This window comes from Friedmanniella luteola (genome assembly GCF_900105065.1).
Taxonomy (GTDB): domain Bacteria; phylum Actinomycetota; class Actinomycetes; order Propionibacteriales; family Propionibacteriaceae; genus Microlunatus; species Microlunatus luteolus.
Window position 1 is genome coordinate 1,991,469 of the sequence record NZ_LT629749.1, and the last position, 16,145, is coordinate 2,007,613.

Annotated in this window: 15 protein-coding genes; 3 read left to right on the plus strand and 12 right to left on the minus strand. The window is 69.1% G+C overall.

Annotation, left to right across the window (positions count from 1 at the left end):
* Positions 1-157: 157 nt before the first annotated feature.
* The 5 genes from BLT72_RS09470 to BLT72_RS23035 form a co-directional block, all read right to left on the minus strand.
* Positions 158-748: a YdeI/OmpD-associated family protein gene (locus BLT72_RS09470; protein ID WP_091412370.1), complete on the minus strand. Its 591-nt coding sequence runs from the start codon at positions 746-748 to the stop codon at positions 158-160.
* Positions 749-796: 48 nt separating this feature from the next.
* A complete protein-coding gene (locus tag BLT72_RS09475; RefSeq protein ID WP_091412372.1) occupies positions 797-1,933 on the minus strand; it encodes an epoxide hydrolase family protein in 1,137 nt (378 codons plus the stop codon).
* A gap of 473 nt (positions 1,934-2,406) precedes the next feature.
* The gene (locus BLT72_RS09480) at positions 2,407-2,991 is read right to left on the minus strand and encodes a hypothetical protein (RefSeq protein WP_091412374.1); all 585 of its coding nucleotides are present in this window, start codon (positions 2,989-2,991) and stop codon (positions 2,407-2,409) included.
* Positions 2,992-3,338: 347 nt separating this feature from the next.
* Positions 3,339-4,202, minus strand: a complete 864-nt coding sequence (locus BLT72_RS09485) for a cyclase family protein (protein WP_091412375.1) — start codon at positions 4,200-4,202, stop codon at positions 3,339-3,341.
* Between the two features lie 962 nt (positions 4,203-5,164).
* A complete protein-coding gene (locus BLT72_RS23035) occupies positions 5,165-6,025 on the minus strand; it encodes an MFS transporter (RefSeq protein WP_091412377.1) in 861 nt (286 codons plus the stop codon).
* Between the two features lie 481 nt (positions 6,026-6,506).
* Here BLT72_RS23035 and BLT72_RS09495 point away from each other — a divergent pair, with 481 nt between their 5' ends.
* On the plus strand, positions 6,507-7,055 hold the full coding sequence (locus BLT72_RS09495; protein WP_157720383.1) for a CGNR zinc finger domain-containing protein: 549 nt from the start codon (positions 6,507-6,509) through the stop codon (positions 7,053-7,055).
* 699 nt (positions 7,056-7,754) lie between these two features.
* On the opposite strand, the gene BLT72_RS09500 is transcribed toward BLT72_RS09495, so the two are convergent.
* The 4 genes from BLT72_RS09500 to BLT72_RS09515 form a co-directional block, all read right to left on the minus strand.
* Positions 7,755-8,096, minus strand: coding sequence for a YciI family protein (locus BLT72_RS09500; protein WP_091412382.1), 342 nt, complete (start codon positions 8,094-8,096; stop codon positions 7,755-7,757).
* A 344-nt stretch (positions 8,097-8,440) separates the two neighbouring features.
* Positions 8,441-9,184, minus strand: a complete 744-nt coding sequence (locus tag BLT72_RS09505; protein ID WP_091412384.1) for an SDR family NAD(P)-dependent oxidoreductase — start codon at positions 9,182-9,184, stop codon at positions 8,441-8,443.
* A gap of 226 nt (positions 9,185-9,410) precedes the next feature.
* Entirely contained in the window at positions 9,411-10,004 is a 594-nt protein-coding gene (locus tag BLT72_RS09510) for a TetR/AcrR family transcriptional regulator (RefSeq protein ID WP_091412387.1), read from the minus strand.
* 222 nt (positions 10,005-10,226) lie between these two features.
* Positions 10,227-10,583, minus strand: coding sequence for a hypothetical protein (locus tag BLT72_RS09515; protein ID WP_157720384.1), 357 nt, complete (start codon positions 10,581-10,583; stop codon positions 10,227-10,229).
* A 183-nt stretch (positions 10,584-10,766) separates the two neighbouring features.
* On the opposite strand from BLT72_RS09515, the gene BLT72_RS09520 reads away from it, so the two are divergent.
* Positions 10,767-11,171 (plus strand): VOC family protein, encoded by a 405-nt coding sequence (locus BLT72_RS09520; protein ID WP_091412392.1) that lies wholly within the window; start codon positions 10,767-10,769, stop codon positions 11,169-11,171.
* Positions 11,168-11,449 (plus strand): winged helix-turn-helix transcriptional regulator, encoded by a 282-nt coding sequence (locus tag BLT72_RS09525; protein ID WP_091412395.1) that lies wholly within the window; start codon positions 11,168-11,170, stop codon positions 11,447-11,449. Before BLT72_RS09520 ends, BLT72_RS09525 begins: the two co-directional genes overlap by 4 nt.
* Before the next feature lie 292 nt (positions 11,450-11,741).
* Here the strand turns inward: BLT72_RS09525 and BLT72_RS09530 are convergent, their stop codons facing one another.
* The 3 genes from BLT72_RS09530 to BLT72_RS09535 all read right to left on the minus strand — a co-directional run bounded on the left by BLT72_RS09530 (position 11,742) and on the right by BLT72_RS09535 (position 14,997).
* Complete coding sequence (locus tag BLT72_RS09530) at positions 11,742-12,347, minus strand: GNAT family N-acetyltransferase (protein ID WP_091412398.1); 606 nt, start codon at positions 12,345-12,347, stop codon at positions 11,742-11,744.
* Positions 12,348-12,991: 644 nt separating this feature from the next.
* Positions 12,992-13,168, minus strand: coding sequence for a hypothetical protein (locus BLT72_RS22175; RefSeq protein WP_157720385.1), 177 nt, complete (start codon positions 13,166-13,168; stop codon positions 12,992-12,994).
* A gap of 329 nt (positions 13,169-13,497) precedes the next feature.
* Positions 13,498-14,997, minus strand: a complete 1,500-nt coding sequence (locus tag BLT72_RS09535) for an FG-GAP repeat protein (RefSeq protein ID WP_172826052.1) — start codon at positions 14,995-14,997, stop codon at positions 13,498-13,500.
* Positions 14,998-16,145 lie beyond the last annotated feature (1,148 nt).

The following is a 16,145-nucleotide window of genomic DNA, read 5'->3' on the forward strand; positions in this document are numbered from 1 at the left end:
CTTGCCGAATAGGGAATCTCGTGGTCCCCAGCGGCAGCACCGCTTGGGTGTTCGACTGCAGGCCCTTGGCTATGGGAAAGAGGGTCACCGTCCGCCAGCGTCGGCACGGCGGTCACATGGTGCATCGCGGGCGGCCCACCCGGGATGGTGGGCAGGCCTACGGTGGCTTGGGTTGGCGCCATTGATGGGCGCGGCGGCCGGCAGCGGCGTCGTCGACGGTCTGCTGGACGCGACGGTTGTGGGTGGTGTCGGTCTTGGCGGCACCGATCCACTCGAGGATCGCTCGCTTCGTGGAGCGGGGAAAGTTGTCCCAGTTGACTCGTGCCTGCGGCTGGGCGTTCAGCGCGACGTGCAGATCGTCGGGCTCGACGAGGTCCTCGACCAGGTCCAGCGCCGTCCAGCTGCCGTCCGCCTTGGCCGCGTCGATCACTGCCAGACCGGCGGCGGTCATGAGACCCGCCTCGGTCAGGTGCTGCACCCGTTGCTTGTTGACCCGCGACCAGCTGCTGCCCGGGCGGCGCGGGGTGAGCAGTCGGCTGCTTCGTGCCTCGTCCACGGCCCGGGGCTGGCTGTCGACCCATCCGAAGCACAAGGCCTCGTCGACGATGTCGCCGTAGGCGACGTGCGGCCCGGCGCCCTTCTTCCACGTCAACAGCCACACGCCGGGGCTGTCGGCGCCGTGCTCGGTGAGCCACGCCCGCCACTGCGCGCGGGAGTCGACCTGCACCTGCTCGTACGTTGCGCTCACCTGACCTCCTCCAACCCGACCTCGAGCTGCACGCCGTCGCACACCGGGTCAGCGCAGGGGGCGGACGAATTCGCGTAGTTCCTCTGCGATGAGGTCGGGGGCCTCCTGCTCGGCGAAGTGGCCACCGCGGGGGAGTTCGGTCCAGCGGTCGACGCGGCCGGTGCGCTCGATCCACTCGCGTGGGGTGCGGAACATGTCGGCGGGCAGCATGGCGTAGCCGGTCGGGACGTCGATGGCCCCCCACGCCCCAGTGGCATGGAAGTTCTCCCAGTACAGCCGCATGGAGGATGCGATGGTTCCGGTGGCCCAGTAGATGGTGAGGTTCGCTAGGAGTTCGTCGCGTGGGAAGACGGTCTCGACGTCGCCGTCGTTGTCACTCCAAGCGCGGTACTTCTCCACGACCCAGGCGGCGAGCCCGGCAGGGGAGTCGTTGAGTGCGACCGCCGGTGTTTGCGGCGTGGTGACCTGCATCAAGGCGTAGGCGAAGTGCATGGCCTTGAATCGGCGGGCGTCCTGGACCATCTGCTGCTCCGCGGTGGAGAGGTCCTCCGGCAGGTGGTCGACGTCCATCCAGGGGTTGCTGCCGCTCATGTGCAGGGCGATCACGGCTTCGGGGTGGGCCATGGCGAGCGAGGCCGCGACGCCGGCGCCGATGTCGCTGGCCCGGACGGCGTACCGCTCGTAGCCCAGCTCGCGGGACATGAGCGTGTGCAGCAGCTCCGCGACGGGAGCGTTGCTCGTCCCCGGAGCGGTCGGCCGGTCGGAGAAACCGTAGCCCGGCAGCGAGGGCACCACGACGTCGAACCCGTCGCCAGGGTCGCCCCCGTGCGCGCTGGGGTCGGTGAGCATCGGGGTGATGGCGCGCATCTGCAGGAAGGAGCTGGGCCAGCCGTGCAGGAGCAGCAGCGGCACGCCATAGCCGCTGGCGGCTCGTTCGTGCACCACGTGCAGACCGGTGCCCTCGACGTCGACTCGCAGGTGGTTCGAGGCGTTGATGAGCTCCTCCTGGGCGCGCCAGTCGAACTCGTCGACCCAGTACGTGGTCAGCTTCCGCAGGTAGTCGACATCCGCGCCGTAGTCCCAGCCAGTAGCAACGGCGTCGGGCCAGCGGGTGCGTAGCAAGCGCTCGCGCAGGTCGCGCAGTATCGCGTCGTCAATCCGCACGGTGTAGGGGGTGAGGCTCACGAACTCTCCCTCTCAGGCGCTCAGCACGTGGGTGGACTCTTCTCGATCCGGTGCTGAGCCGTCAAGACCACTTCGATGCCGTCGAGGCGGACCGGGGAGCACGGCGGAACCCTCCGGAGTCTGCCTCCAGTCCCCGCGCCCGAGTGGGGCCTTGGACCGCGCGGGCTTCGCTGACACCGACCTGGTCGAGCACGTCTGACGTGAGCCTCTCCCCGACGGCGAGAGCGCCTGGACCAACATCGTCGAGAGCTCGGCCGGCAGGGCCGTGCGCACCCGCTCTCTCGGTCGACCGCAGTTCTCCCGACAGAGGTCTTGGCGGACCTGAGCGGCCACCGAGAATGCGGTCACGCTGATGCACAACTGCTGTCCGTGGCACAGGGTTCAGCGCTCACCAGAGGTCGACCACCTGCCCGACGCGCGCAGTGGCCGACCGTCGTGCGGGACAGGCAGCAGCCGACCGGGAGACGGGCCGCCTACGGGAGTCGCGTCAGCGTCACGATTGCGGCTAGGAGCGCCGCGACCACGCCGTCGACGACGAGGGGCACCATGCCGATCCAGTAGGCGGGGATCGGATCGAGCCGGTAGAAGATCAGGTAGCAGACCAGACCGACCAGCGCCGCGACTGCTGTCGCGACCATCCAGGTGGACGCCGTCGACGACGTCAGCACCCCGGCCGTCTGCAGGGTGATGCCGGCAGCGAGCTGCATGGTGGTCCAGACGACGATCAGCGGGAGCTCGGTGGTGAGGGGCCTGTGGGCGACGCTCGAGGTGACGTAGAGCAACAGCGCACCGACCATCACCCCGCCGGCGATCGTCGCCCCCAGGGCCGTCCACGACGCCTTCGGGAGAAGGGCCGCGATGCCGGCGGCCAGCAGAACCAGGCCCCCAACGCCGCTGAGCACCGCTCCGGCGAGGAAGAGCCCGCCGCCGGGCGGAGTCCGCACCGACGGTCTGAACGTGAGCGTCCACCAGACGAGGTAGCTCAGGCTGCAGACGACGAGCAGGACTTCCCCCACCACGATGATCAGCGGGCCTGCCAGTCCCTGCCACCTACCCACCACCTCACCCTAGTCACGAGGTAGGGACGGCGTGAGCCGCCGACGAGGCGCTGTGCCGGATGACATCGCCTCGGATGGTGGTCACCCGGACGCGCGGCCAGGCCCCGCCGGTCGACCGTCGTGCGGGGACGCACGCAGTGGCCGACTCTCGTGCGGAGCACGCAACAGCCGGCCGGTACACGCCCGCAGCCGCCGACCGTCGTGCCGACGTCCTGGTTCCTCGTGCGGCACCTCCTCCGCCGCGCGGCGTCGAGCGACCGTGGCGGCATCACTTGACCGCTCCCGACCTGATCGGCATGGGCATCGCTGGCGAACCGACCGGGACTACCGGCTCGTCGGTACCGGTGTCACCAGGAGGCGAGGACCTTGGCCGGTCCTCCCGAACCTTGCTTGAAGGGGATGACCCCGACGCTGATCCGAGCCCCGCAGGCCGGGAGGCGGTGCAGGTTGGCGAGGTTCTCGATGCCGTAGCGCTCGGCGCCGTTGAGGATCGTGTGGGTCTCGAAGGTGGTGGAGTTGCCGGGGTCGATGCTCAGGGTGTCGACGCCGAGTGCCCGGATGCGACGGCGGCGGATCAGCCACTCGCAGGCGTCGGCGCCGAAGCCGGGGAAGTGGAGGGCCCCATCGGTGCCCGCGCCGCGGTAGGCGTCCGGGTCAGGCACCTTGCTACCCCAGCCGGAGTACATCAGGACGGCCGACCCGTCACCGATGCGGCCGTGCCGTCGCTCGTGCTCCCGCAGGTCGGCGACAGTCACGACGGTGTCGGGATCGGTCGCGGCGCGACGGGCGATGCTGACGACCACGGCGGGCACGAGCAACTCCTGCGGCGTGAGCTCGCTGACGTAGCGGCCATCCGGGTTGAAATGGGCGGGAGCGTCGACGTGCGTGCCGGTGTGTTCGTAGATGTCCCAGCGCTGCTGGTAGTAGCCGTCGGCGGCGAACGTGTTGCCGGGACGGCGAACGGCTTCCTCGCCGGGGGTGAAGGCGGGGAAGTCCTCGCCGAGGGTGTGGGTGAGGTCGAGGTGGTCGTGGCGGCGGGGCCGGCTCCTGCGCGCGTCAGCGGCAGCGAGCGGCGCGCTGGAGACGCCGAGGAGCCCGGTGGTGGCCACTCCGGCTGAGCCGAGCAGGGCCGTTCGCCTGGTGATGCGGGCGCCAGGAGCCGGTGCGGCGCCCGCGGGATCGGTGGTCTGCGGTGGGATGTCAGTGCACATCAGCTCTCCTGGGTTCGGTTGAACGGTCGAGGTGAGGCCCGGGCGCAACTTCCGGCAACCGGGCACCATGGACCATCGAGCCAGGCTCTCCGTCGCGCAGGTCGCGTCTGCGAGGTGGTGAGAACGTAGGGCCCCGTGGCCCAGGAGGGCAAGACCGAGACGAGCACGATCGGTCGCGTTCGCGGCGCCCTCCGGGTCCGCGTCGAGCAACCTGAGTGGCGCGAGCTGCGCGGAGAGCGGCACGCCGCGTCGGCCGGCTCGGGGCTCAGTGCCAGGTCAGCATTGTCGTGACGACCTGCGCAAGGGTGAGCCGCGATCCGAAGGGCACCCGCTGCACCGCAGATCGGGAGCACTGTCGTTCACGCTCATGGGTGTCGGACGCACGCAGTGGCCGACCCTCGTGCGGGACGCACGCAGTGGCCGACCCTGTTGGGGTGGCTGGCGTGGGCGGTGTGCGCGCGGCCACCATCCGCTGTGGCGGCCGTCCTCGTCGTCGGCCGACGCCGTTGCTCGAACTGATCGGTTCGCCCACCGGCAGGTCCAACCCGGTCCACCTCAGCACGACGAGGACGGCTGGGCGCAGGCGTGAGCAGTCGTTTCCGGCTGATCTCTCGGGACGACATCGGCGGCGACGCCCATCGACGGCTGACCTCCAGCGCGCCGAACGCCGATCTCCATGCCTGGAGCCCCCGCCGCGGTGGAGCCTCAGCGCCACGCCCTGTTCACCAGGTGGCTCCGCGCTCACCCAGCTGATCGGGACCGGTACGCCGCCGCGGAGCGGGCGGCCACCGAGGGCGCCGAGGCCTTGCGCGACGACGACGCGAAGTCCGCAATGATCTACGACATCGAGGAGGAGGCCTTCATCGCAGATTCGTCTCACCGACGACAGCAGCCTCAGCCCCTGACCAGGCAACCAGCGCCCGCGACTCCTCCCTGGGCCACGCTGCTGCGGGACGTGGTGCTCAACGTTGGAACTGTCCGGGTCGTTCGGAGAGCGGTCTCGATGTGCGCCGGGTGGTTGTCCTGGTCGTGGCGGGGCGCTGGATCAGGAGGAGCGTGCCCAGCCCTCCGGCGAGGAGCGGGCTGCTGGCGACGAGGAGGAGCAGGGTCCAGACGGGCAGATGCGTGAGTGGCCCTACCAGAGCTGCCCCGAGTGCTGACGCGCTGACCTTGAGCCCGGCGCCGATGGTGAAGACCTGGGTCCGGAAAGCCTGGTCGGCGTACTGGGTCCGGGCGGTGAAGAGGGCCGCTCCAAAGGGTCCGATGAAGACTCCCGACAGGCCGAGGAGTGCGGCGGTGGCTCCGATCGAAGGGGTGGCGGCAGCGACGGCGATCGGCGCGCCGATGCCGATCATCGACACCGTGGTGACCAAGGGGGACCGGTCGGGGGCGATCGGGCGCCAGGTCCACAGCAGGGAGCCGAGGAACGACCCTGCGGCGACAGCGGTGAGGAGCAGGCCGCTGCTGGCCGGTCTGTGCAGCGACGTGGCGAGAACGGCTGCGACGACCGGGAGCGCGCCAGGACCTACTTGGCCGAGCGTGCTGCTGAAGGTGAGGAGGCGGAGGGTCCGGTGCCGCAGGATCTCCCTGGTGCCGCTGGAAAGGCTGGGCCGCGCGGCGCGGGAGGGCTGGCGATCACCCTGGATCGGCAGGGCTGCCACCCCGAGAGCGCCCAGAGCCGCCGAGCCGGCAAGGAGAGATTGCGCCACTGCAGGGTCGGCGGTGGCCGCGGTGATGGCGGCGAGAGCTGGGCCGGCCATGCTCGCCACGTTGTAGAACAGCGAGTCGAGTCCGAACGCCCGCGGCGCCTTCTCCGCGCCCACCAGGCCGGGGAGCTGGCTCGTCAGGCCACCGGTGATCGCAGGCCCACAACACCCGCCCAGCAGCAAAGAGGGCGAACACGACCCAGGTCGGGGCCCGATCGACGAGATGGGCGACCAGGAAGAGGCTGGCCGCGAAGATCAGGACCGCGGAGGCCAAGACCCAGCGGGGTCGTCCTGCCCGGTCGACCACTGCTCCGACCAGCGGTCCGGCTAGGACGTGGGGTACCAGCAGCGCCGCGAGCATCGCGCCGCCCAAGGCTGCGCTGTTCGTCTCGTGGAGGGCGAGCAGGACCAGCGAGACCCGAGCGCCCTCGTCGGCGATCCGGGCAGCCACGGCTGCCGCCAGGTACCGCGGGAGCACCCATCGCTGGATCGGGTGTGCAGCTCTCGCCGGTCGGGCCATCCCGTTCCACTCCTCATCACCAGTCCAACAGGTGACGGCAGCCTTGCCGCGCCATTCCTCACCTGTCAAGGTGGTGACGTGCCTTTCGAGTTCATCGCTGACAGATTGGTGCTCGACTTCTTGCCGACGGTCGCGGCGCGCGGCTCGCTCGGTGAGGAGAAGCTGAGGTCCGAGCAGGACCTGGCGGACTGGATCACCGAATCGGGCGTGGTCGACGCGGCGCCGCAGATCCGGCCCGGCGATCTCGCACGCGCCAGAGCCCTGCGGGAGGCGATGTTTCGGATGGTCGCGGCCCTCATCGACCAGCGGCCCCAGGTGCCAGCCGATCGAGTGCTGGTCAATGCCGCTGCCGCAGCCCCGCCGCCCGTCCTGCAGCTCGACGACGAAGGTCTCCACCGGGTCGGTGACCTCGACGCCGTCCTAGCCGTCCTCGCCCGGGACTGCCTCGACCTCCACGCCCACCCCGATCGGGCCTCGTTGCACTGGTGCGCCGACGACACCTGCACCCGACCCTTCATCGACCGGTCCCGCGGGCAGCGACGGCGCTGGTGCGGCATGAAGGGCTGCGGCGACCGCGCCAAAGCAGCCGCCTACCGCCAACGACGACGCGCAGCGTCTCCCACCTGAACGGGCCTCGCCCGGCCCTCCGTGGGTGGGACGCCCGCAGTCGCCGACCAAGGGCGAACCGAGCAGCAGCCGACCTGCAACCGGCGCTCCTCAAGGCCAAGAAGTTGCACGACCGCCTGCCAGAGCCGATCGTCGGAGGCATCGACGTCGAGCAGGTGATGCGCCGCCTCGACCCGACCACGACGAGGGGCTGGTTCGGCCAGCCAGCTTGGCCTCGGAGCCGTCGTCTGCGCCAGAGCTCACGACGACTGGGTCCGGACCTCCCTCGCCGACCATCAGAAAGCGGTGGTGCTGCACCGGGGACGCGGTCTCGATGCTCGTCCGTACCGGCACCTTGTGCAGGACGCACGCGAGCCGACACTCGTGCGGAGCACGTCAGTAGCCGACCCTGGTGCGGAGCACGTCAGTAGCTGACCGTCGTGCAGCGCACGTCAGTCGCCGACCGTCGTGGGCGTACGCAGTGGCCCCACCGTTGTGCGCGCCAGGCCGGTGGTGGGGCGCCCGGCGTGCGACCAGACCAGCTGTGAGTCGTTGGCCGCTCAGACCACGGGCTAGGGCAGTTGTTCGATCAGGGCGCTGTGCCGACCCTCGTGCGGAGCCCGCCAGGGCGGTGACTTGGGGGCGACGGGCTCACTGGAGACCGACGCAGTCGCATGGGCGCGGCCGAGACGATCAGGAGCGTCGTTTCGCCGCGTAGTTTCATGCCTCGCCCATGGGCCAGATCGGCCGCAGCTCCAGCCGCCCGGTGTAGGCCATCGGGTGCTTGGCGGCGATGCTGATGGCTTCCTCGAGGTTCGCACACTCAAGAACGTCGAAGCCGGCAATGCACTCCTTCGATTCGATGAACGGGCCGTCAACGACCAGGAGGTCACCACTGCGGACCCGCACGGTGGTCGCCTGCTCGACCGGGCGCAGCCGGTCACCGCTCAGCCAGGCACCTAGCGCCGTGACGTGGGCGAACCAGTCGTCGACGTCGGGCGCCGCCTCGGCGTCGGCTGCGGTGTGGTCAGGGTCCGTGGCCACGAGCATCAAGTACTTCATGAGAGTGTCCAATCTTCGAGCGTTGGGCTGGTCGTCATCCGGGCCACGGACCGAAGGCGGCCCTGCTGCCGGTCGAGAGGCCGGTTGATCCTCACATCCCTACGTCGAACGACCACACCACGATCGACAGAGACGGCCCGATCTCTGCCTGGACCCCTGACTTGACCGGCTGGTGCGCTGGTCGCGCACAACTCACAGTGCTCCTGGCGGCATGCTCCTGAGCCAGACAACCATGCCGCAGCAGCTCGTGAGCCGACCCTCGTGCGGGACGCACCCCGGTGGTCGACCCTCCTGCGGGGCACATCCAGTGCCTGGGGGCACGGGGGAGGACCGCCTGAGCGGCGTCACCAGGGAACGGGTCCCTCGTTGCCGACGAAGGTCTTGGTCGGGCCCTCCGGGCCGCTCATTGCCATCCGCACGAGGATCTCCGCGCCCTCCTGCACGGTGTTCACCGCAACGCCGGCCGCCCGGAGCTGCTCCACCGTCGGCAAGCCCTCGCGGGCGCCGACGAAGTCGGTCGCGGTGGGCCCGGGTGACACGGAGTTGACGCGCCAGCGGGGGAAGGCCCTCGCGTACTGGATCGTCAGCATGTTGAGCGCCGCCTTCGACATGGGGTACGCGAGCATCGACCACCGCGCGTCCGGGCTCGCGTTCAGCGTCAGCGAGCCGACGGCGCTGGAGACGTTCACGACGACCGGAGCCCGGCTCGCCTCGAGCAGCGGCGTGAAGGCCGTCAACACCGCGGCGGCGCCGAACACGTTCGTCTCGAACACCTGGCGGAGGTCGTCGAGCGTCGCCTCGGCGGGCGGACGCTGGTCCCCGGCGATGCCGGCGTTGTTCACCAGCACGTCCAGCGCGCCGACCTCGTTCCGCAACCGGTCCACCGCCGCGGCGATGGAGGGGCCGTCGGTGCTGTCGAGCAGGACCGGCGTCGCGCCGATCTCGGCGCTCGCCTCGGTCCCTCGTCGCAGGTCCCGGGCGCCCAGGTAGACGGTCTGACCAGTCTCCACGAGGCGACGGGCGACCTCGTAGCCGATCCCGCGGGTAGCGCCGGTGACGAGGGCGGTTCTTCCTGCAAGCTCCGACACGGGAGGCTCCTTCTGGGTTAAGTGGCCCAATCATGACACTGATTGGGTGGGTTGACCCAGAAACGCTGGCATCAAGCTCGGGCTGACGTCGAGGCCGCGGGGGCCTGCAGTCGAGTCGACGATCTTGTGCACGCGGCGGCGCCCGGGTATGGGGGACGAGCCGGGCCGCCCGCCGTCGGAGCGATGCCGGAAGGTGCACGGCGGTCGCACGGACCGTGGGCGACAGTTAGGCGGCGAAGGACTCGACGTGGTGGAGCGCGGCGTTCAGCGACGCTCGCATGGGCGTCGACGACTGCATGGCCTGGCCGAGGAGGGTGCCCCCCTGGAGGGCTGTCAGCAGCGCCATCGACAGCTCGTCGAGATCGGCCTCGGGACGGAGGTCGCCCCGGTCGCGCATGGCGCGGAGACCCTCGAGCAGCCGGGACTGCAGGCGCACGAAGGCGCTGCAGAGCTCATCACGGGTCTGCTCGTCGCCAGGACTGGTCGAGCCCGCCAGCATCGCCAAGGTGCAAGCGCCGTGACCGCTGCCGTGAGCGAGATTCTCCACCGCGGCGTCGGCCCATCCCCGGAGCGCCCTGAAACTGTCGAGTGGACCCAGCATCGGGTGACCCACCGACGCCTCGGACTCGGATTGACGAACGATGACCGCCCTCACGAGGGCTTGCTTGCTACCGAAGTAGTGCATCAGCTGTGATCCGCTGACCCCCGCGGTCTTGCGGATGTCGTCCGCGCTGGTACCGGCGACGCCGAACTGACCGATGAGCGTCGCGGCCGCGTCGACGATGCGCTCTCGGGTGGCTTGGCCCTTCCGGGTGATCACCCACCCAAACTAGTCGACTGGGTCACTCCGCCCACCGACACCGCATGATGGCTCTTCGCAGCAGCCGACCGTTGTGCGGGACGCACGCAGGGGCCGACCGTTGTGGGGGGCGCACGCAGTGGCCGCCCGACTCTCGTGCCCGGCGCCCGGCACTGACCGGCCCTGGTGGGAGCTGCCGCGATCGCCACTCCCGACTGGGCGCGCTCAGCGCGAGCCCTCGGTTCAACTTCGCTGCTGATGCTCCTGGCCTGTGTCGAAGAAGGTGTCGAGGTAGCTGTCCGGGTCGAGCTTGCTTGTCCGAAGGAGTGAGAAGACCTCGGCGCCAGGCTCGTCCGGACTGTCGAAGAGAGCGTAAGACTGAGCGAGGCCGAGGTACTCGTCCGGCGCTTCGTCGATCGTTGAGGCGTACTCCTCCGCCTCCGCTTCGGCGAGAGCGATGGCCGCGTCGGCGTCGCTCGTGCGCCAGAGCGTGATTCGTTCCTCGTAGCGATGGTCATCCGACGCGGGGTCGGGCCGCGGCCAGCCCTTGCGGAAGAGGCAGCGCACAGCGAACCAGCTCAGCTCGGACTCGTCGCTCACCATCTGACGGTACGACGTGGGGCTCGGCCGACCACGTAGCGAGCGACCCTCGTGCGGGAGCGCGTCAGTAGCCGACCGTGGTGCGGACGCACGGCGTCGCCGTCCTCGGTGAGGTGGAGGGGCGGTCAGCCCAGACCAAGCCACCCCTTGACGAACCACTTCGATTTTAGAAGTATGGCCCACATGAGCCTCTTCATCACCTGCCCTGTCCAGAGCGTCGAGCGCGCAACCGCCTTCTACACCGCCCTCGGCTGGGCCCTCAACGCCGAGATGTCCGACCACAACGTGTCGTGCTTCAAGATCGCGCCCGAGCAGTACGTCATGCTCGGCAGCCGCGAGATGTACGCGAGCGTCGGCGGAGTCGAAGAGCTGATCGGCGGACCTCAGACGCCCTCCAAGGTCACGGTCTCGTTCGACCTGGGCAGCCGCGAGGCGGTCGACGAGCTCGTCGACCGCGCCGGCGCCGCCGGCGGGCGGATCGGTGACACCGATGACTACCCCTTCATGTACCAGCGCCAGTTCGACGACCCCGACGGCTACCACTACTCACCGTTCTGGATGAAGACGGACGCCGACCCGACCGCGTGAACGACCTCGCCGCGACCCTCGACATCGTCGGAGCACGGTGGGCCCTGCTCATCGTGGAACGGCTGCTCGACGGTCCACAACGCTACGGCGATCTGGAGCGCGACCTCGGGGTGCCGACGAGCATGCTCGCGACACGCCTGCGTGAGCTCGAAGCGGCTGGCGTGCTCGTCCGCCTGCCCCTTCGACACAACACCCGGGCCTACGCGCTGACCGAACACGGCCTCGCCTTGCGCGAGGCGATCGTCGCACTCGCCAACTGGGGCAAGAACCACGCCTAGTGCAGGACGCACGCAAGCCACCCCTCGTGCGGAGCGTGGCAGTGGTCGACCCTGGTGCGGGATGCACTGGACCGCCTGTCAGGCAGGCAGTGGCGTCTTGCGGGTGCTTGCCCGAGGTGTGACGCCGAGCAGGGTGCACTCTTGGGCCGTCTTCCGAGTTCTCCACGGCGGATGGACTCCGCAGCGGGTCGACGAGTGGCGCAAGGAGCAGGCGCATCTCTCTGCGGGTGCGTCTGACTGAGGAGATCCAGTCTGGACATCGCCTCGTTTGTGAGCTACACCGCCGTACCCGTCATGCGCGGGCGGGCGGGATCGTCTTGCGCATCACAGTCTTTCGCAGTCCGAGGTGTCGCTCGAAGGCGAATCCGGCCTTCTCGAACATGGCTCTGGTGCCGTTGTGCAGGAATGAGGATGAGGTCTTCTTGCCACGGACGAGCTCGTTGGGGAAGGAGACCACCTCGCCGCCGCCGGCCAGCGCGATCAGTTCGAGGGCTCCGTCCAGCGCCTCCCGCGCCACTCCTGAACGCCGGTGGTCGCGATCGACGAAGAAACAGGTGATGCGCCAAGGTGCTGGCGTGGTCTCGCCTGCGTCGTACTGCTTGCGGTGGTAGATGCCCGGCAGCTCGGCAGAACTGCCGTACTCGCACCACGCGATCGCGTGCTCGCCGTCAAAGACGAGCGCGGCATGCGCAACGCCCTCTTCGACGAGTCTCTGCTTGAACGTCGGGCCGTCGTACTCACTCTTGACGGTGGCCTCAGTGTCGCCGTGGAAGTACGAGCAGTAGCATCCGCCCCACACTCCGTTGTGCTTCTGGGCAAGTGCCAGCCATGCCGGAAAGGTCTCGGGCGTCAGCGGCTTGATGACGTGCGAGGCCGTCACGCCACCCTCGCCCGCCATGGCGTCATCCTGCCAGCGATGGGGAATGGTGTCACGGGTCCTCGCGGCCGGCTGCTGTCGGGCGGTTGCCATGCCACGCCGAGACGGTGCACCGGTGGAGAATCCCCCGAAAAAGCTGCACGAGGCGGCCAGCAGAACAAGGAATCGGCGAGTCCTTCGCTGGGCGCAACAAGCCGTTGGTCGAGCGGAAGCGGGCTCGTGGACCATCCTCGTGCGGGACCCACGCAAGTCGACCGTCGAGTGGGTCATGAGCGGCGAGCTTCTACCGGGCGCTTTCGAGGAGGGATGCCTGGCGGTCTCGGTGTCCTCGATTGCGGCGACCAGCTCAATCGGGCATGCGGCACTGCCGCAACGATGGCCGGGGCGAAGGCTGGGCAAGGACACGCCTAGACCACGCCTAGCGCCGCCCGCTGACGATCACACGTTCCAGTCTGAATATCGGTACCAGGCCCAGATCACGACAGCGATGACAAGATAGAAGGCACCGTCTAGCCAACGCTGGGCGCTGCTCATCCCCAGCGGGATCCATCCCCAGGCAGTCATGCCAGACCCCCGGATCCTTCGGAGTGCTGAGACGAACGACGATGGATCGGCCCCGCAACGACGACGGTGAGGTCGAACCTCGTGCAAGGACTGCTCCAGATCTAGAGGGAGGCGCCCCCGCCTGCTCCCCACGAGTCCGGCATTCGATCGACCTCCGACTTGATGAGACCACAGCGCTTGCCGTTCCACACCGTCTCGCGCGCCTCTTCGTCCCAGCCGTTGTGCCAACGATGCTTGCGGAACAGGCAACGCAACTTCTGCGGGATCATGCGCTCCACCCTCAGCAGTCTCTCGCCGGGGAGAGCATGGGTCAACGTTCCTGGGCAGCAGCCCTCTCGCCAGTCCCAAGTGCGCTCGGGCGCCGGCTCTTGAGCGCGCTGCGCGCATTAGTTGACCGGCGTGGGGGACACGTGCAGTAGCCGACTCTGGTGCGGAGCAGGTCAGGTGGCCAACCCTCACGCGGGCGCACGCAGTGACTGACCGTAAGAGCGGGACGCACGCAGTAGGCGACCGTTGTGCGGGACCGGCGCAGCCGCAGTTGCAGAACAGCGGGACTGGACAGCCTGGCGGTTGACGTCGAGGCTCAGCCCGGGGACCGCGCCGACCCCTAGTTGTTGCCGAGGGTGGCACCGAACTCAGCCTCGGCGCGGTGGGCGTAGCCGAGGGTGGCCAGGCCGAAAGCGCGCGCTCCGGCGGTCGTGAACCCGCGTCTGGACCCAAGCAGCGTGGTGATCGCCCCAGAACTATTTTCTTCAGGAGCACCGACGGTGAGGTCGAGCCGGCCGTCGCCGTTGTGGTCGCGCAGTGACACCTCGCTGCCAAAGAGGTCGCCCCCCAGAACCAGGTCGGCGTCGTACCCTTCGGCTACCCCGGGGATGCCCCGGGTGTTCTGGCTGTAGAAATAGTTCCCGCTGGTGCGCCATCCCAGCTGGGCACCGTGCACCACGGTGACCCGACCCTCGCCGTCGTTCTCGTAAGCCGCCCCGATCACCAAGTCGGCATATCCGTCGCGATCAACATCGCCGAGCGCGATACTGCTGCCGAATCCGTCGCCGTACTCGTCGCTTCCAGGCACCCCACGAGAGTTCTGGGTCAGGACGTTCTGGCCGACAACTCGCGCAGGCATTTCGTCCCCAAGATGCAGGACATGCACCTCGCCGGCCCCACCCTCCTCCTCATCCTCCGCATAATTCGGGGAGCTGAAGATGATCTCAGGCCGAGAGTCACCAGACGTGTTGCCGACGACCAGGGAGCCGCCGCCGGCATAGGACAGGCCTCGCACCAGGCGACTACAAGCGCTGGGTCCATCGACCTGGTTGGGGCAGTAGGTGAGGGATCCGGGACGGGAGTAGTCGACGAGGTCGTGATTTCCTGGCGCGTAGATGATCAGGTCGGTCCCGCCGTCCCGGTCGAGGTCGCCGGCGGCGAGTGCTGAGCCGAAGCGGATGTCACCATCCACGCCGCCGCGGCGGCGGACAACCACCGGATCCGCGGTCGAGAGCCCAGTGGCACCGCCAGGCAACACAGTCACGCTGCCGCTCGCATCAGGCTCGTGGTGGTCGCCTTCGACGTCTGCGGACGGCGCGCCTATCCCGAGGTCCGGGAACTGGTCGCGGTCGAAGTCCCCTGCGACCAGCGCAGCCCCAAAGGCGCCGCTGCCGGACGTGGGGTTGACCCGACGCGAACGGTTGGTGTCCGGACCCCGGAACGAGCCGTAGATCACCGTCACGGCTCCCACCCCCTCGTTCTCGCCGGGTTGGCCGACCGCCAGGTCGGCGTAACCATCGCGGTCGAAGTCCGCACTCGCCAGCGCTGCACCAAAGAGGTCACCTGCGCCCTCGACGTCTGGGTGATCGCCCTCCGAGGTGCCCGGCACCCCAGGGCTGGACTGGCTGACGATCCTCTCGGTCAGAGCCACCCCCCGCGCCGAAGCAGGCAGCACCACAAGGCCGCCTTCTCCGATGGCCGACTCGACCCGCAGGTTCGGTGCACCGACCACCAACTCCGGATGACCATCCCCGTTGAAGTCGTAAGGCCTGGCCGCACTGGCCGCCTCAGCCGGCGAGGCCGACAACACTCCAGACACCAACACAAGCGCGGCAGCCAAGACACGCGACCTCATCGGAGCCCCCCGGGATCAACCCTTGACAGCCGATCAGTCTTCTCCTTCGCGGAATGGAAGCACAAGAGGGCCGAAGCGGGTGAGCCAGCGTCTCATCCGGACACTGCATCCGCAGCACTACCGCGGGCGCCGCCAGCATGGGGGCAACGATGGCTGGTCCGGAGTGCTGGCAACGCCATACCTGCGCGGGACGCACGCGCAGTAGTCGACCGGCTAACAGGACGGGTGAGGCTGAGGCAGGCTTAGGCTGCCACCGTGCCTTTGCCTCCGAGTCGCACGCCGACGGCCGCCGTGGGGGATGGGCGTTGGCGGCTTGCTGCGCTTGGTCTGTTGGCCGCTGTGGCGGCAGTATCCGCCTGTAGTGCCGGCGACGGCGGTGCCGGCGACAGCCCGCTGAGTGGCACGGACCTCGGTGCGGCCGTGAGTCCTCCACTTCAGCCCGGACCGGGTGAGGTGGCTCGCTTCTGGTTTGCGCGCCCTGGCAACAACCAGGTCTCGGTGGGACCTTTCGCGGTCGCTCGCGACGAGCTGATCGTCCGCGGCGCCTGCCGCAGCTACCCGGCAGGCTCACCTGGAAGATCTTCGACAACAGCAGCGAGGCCAGCTCGGCGGAAGATGTCCGCTTCGTCGACCAGGGCGAGTTGACCTGTGACGGAACTATCCAGGAGGCGATTGCCAGTGTGGGCGCCCTCCGCGACCTGGCGATTCTCGGAGTCACAGGCACCGGCCAGGATGACGGCGAGAGCGCCTGGCTCACCCTCGCGAACGAGTAGACACTCTGCGCGAGGCGGGGTATCGGCCGGCGCTCGTGCCCGGATGCCCGCGTTAGCTGACCCTCGTGCGGAGCACGTCAGTGGCCGACCCTCGTGCTCCGTACCAGCGAAGCCATCAGCGCCCTACTCCGCCGCTGTACGCTGGCGGCGCCCTGCCGCAACATGCGAAGCAGCCGCGGCCGAAGCGTTTCGGTTGGGTGGCACTCGGGGCGGCGGCAGCGGCTGGGCTGGTGCTGAGATCTTGTACGAGTGCAGTGGCTGCGAGCGCTGGCGATCCAGTGGCTCCCGCTCCTGTCACCGTTGCAGCCACGCCATCGCCGGCCGCTCGGCTAGCCCCTCTGCCGGTCCCACGTCGCCCAG

Coding starts and splice junctions, on each gene's coding strand:
- BLT72_RS09500 (WP_091412382.1), bottom strand. CDS start 8,096: ATGAAGTACTTGATGCTCGTGGCCACGGACCCTGACCACACCGCAGCC.
- BLT72_RS09520 (WP_091412392.1), top strand. CDS start 10,767: ATGAGCCTCTTCATCACCTGCCCTGTCCAGAGCGTCGAGCGCGCAACC.
- BLT72_RS09530 (WP_091412398.1), bottom strand. CDS start 12,347: ATGGCGGGCGAGGGTGGCGTGACGGCCTCGCACGTCATCAAGCCGCTG.
- BLT72_RS09485 (WP_091412375.1), bottom strand. CDS start 4,202: ATGTGCACTGACATCCCACCGCAGACCACCGATCCCGCGGGCGCCGCA.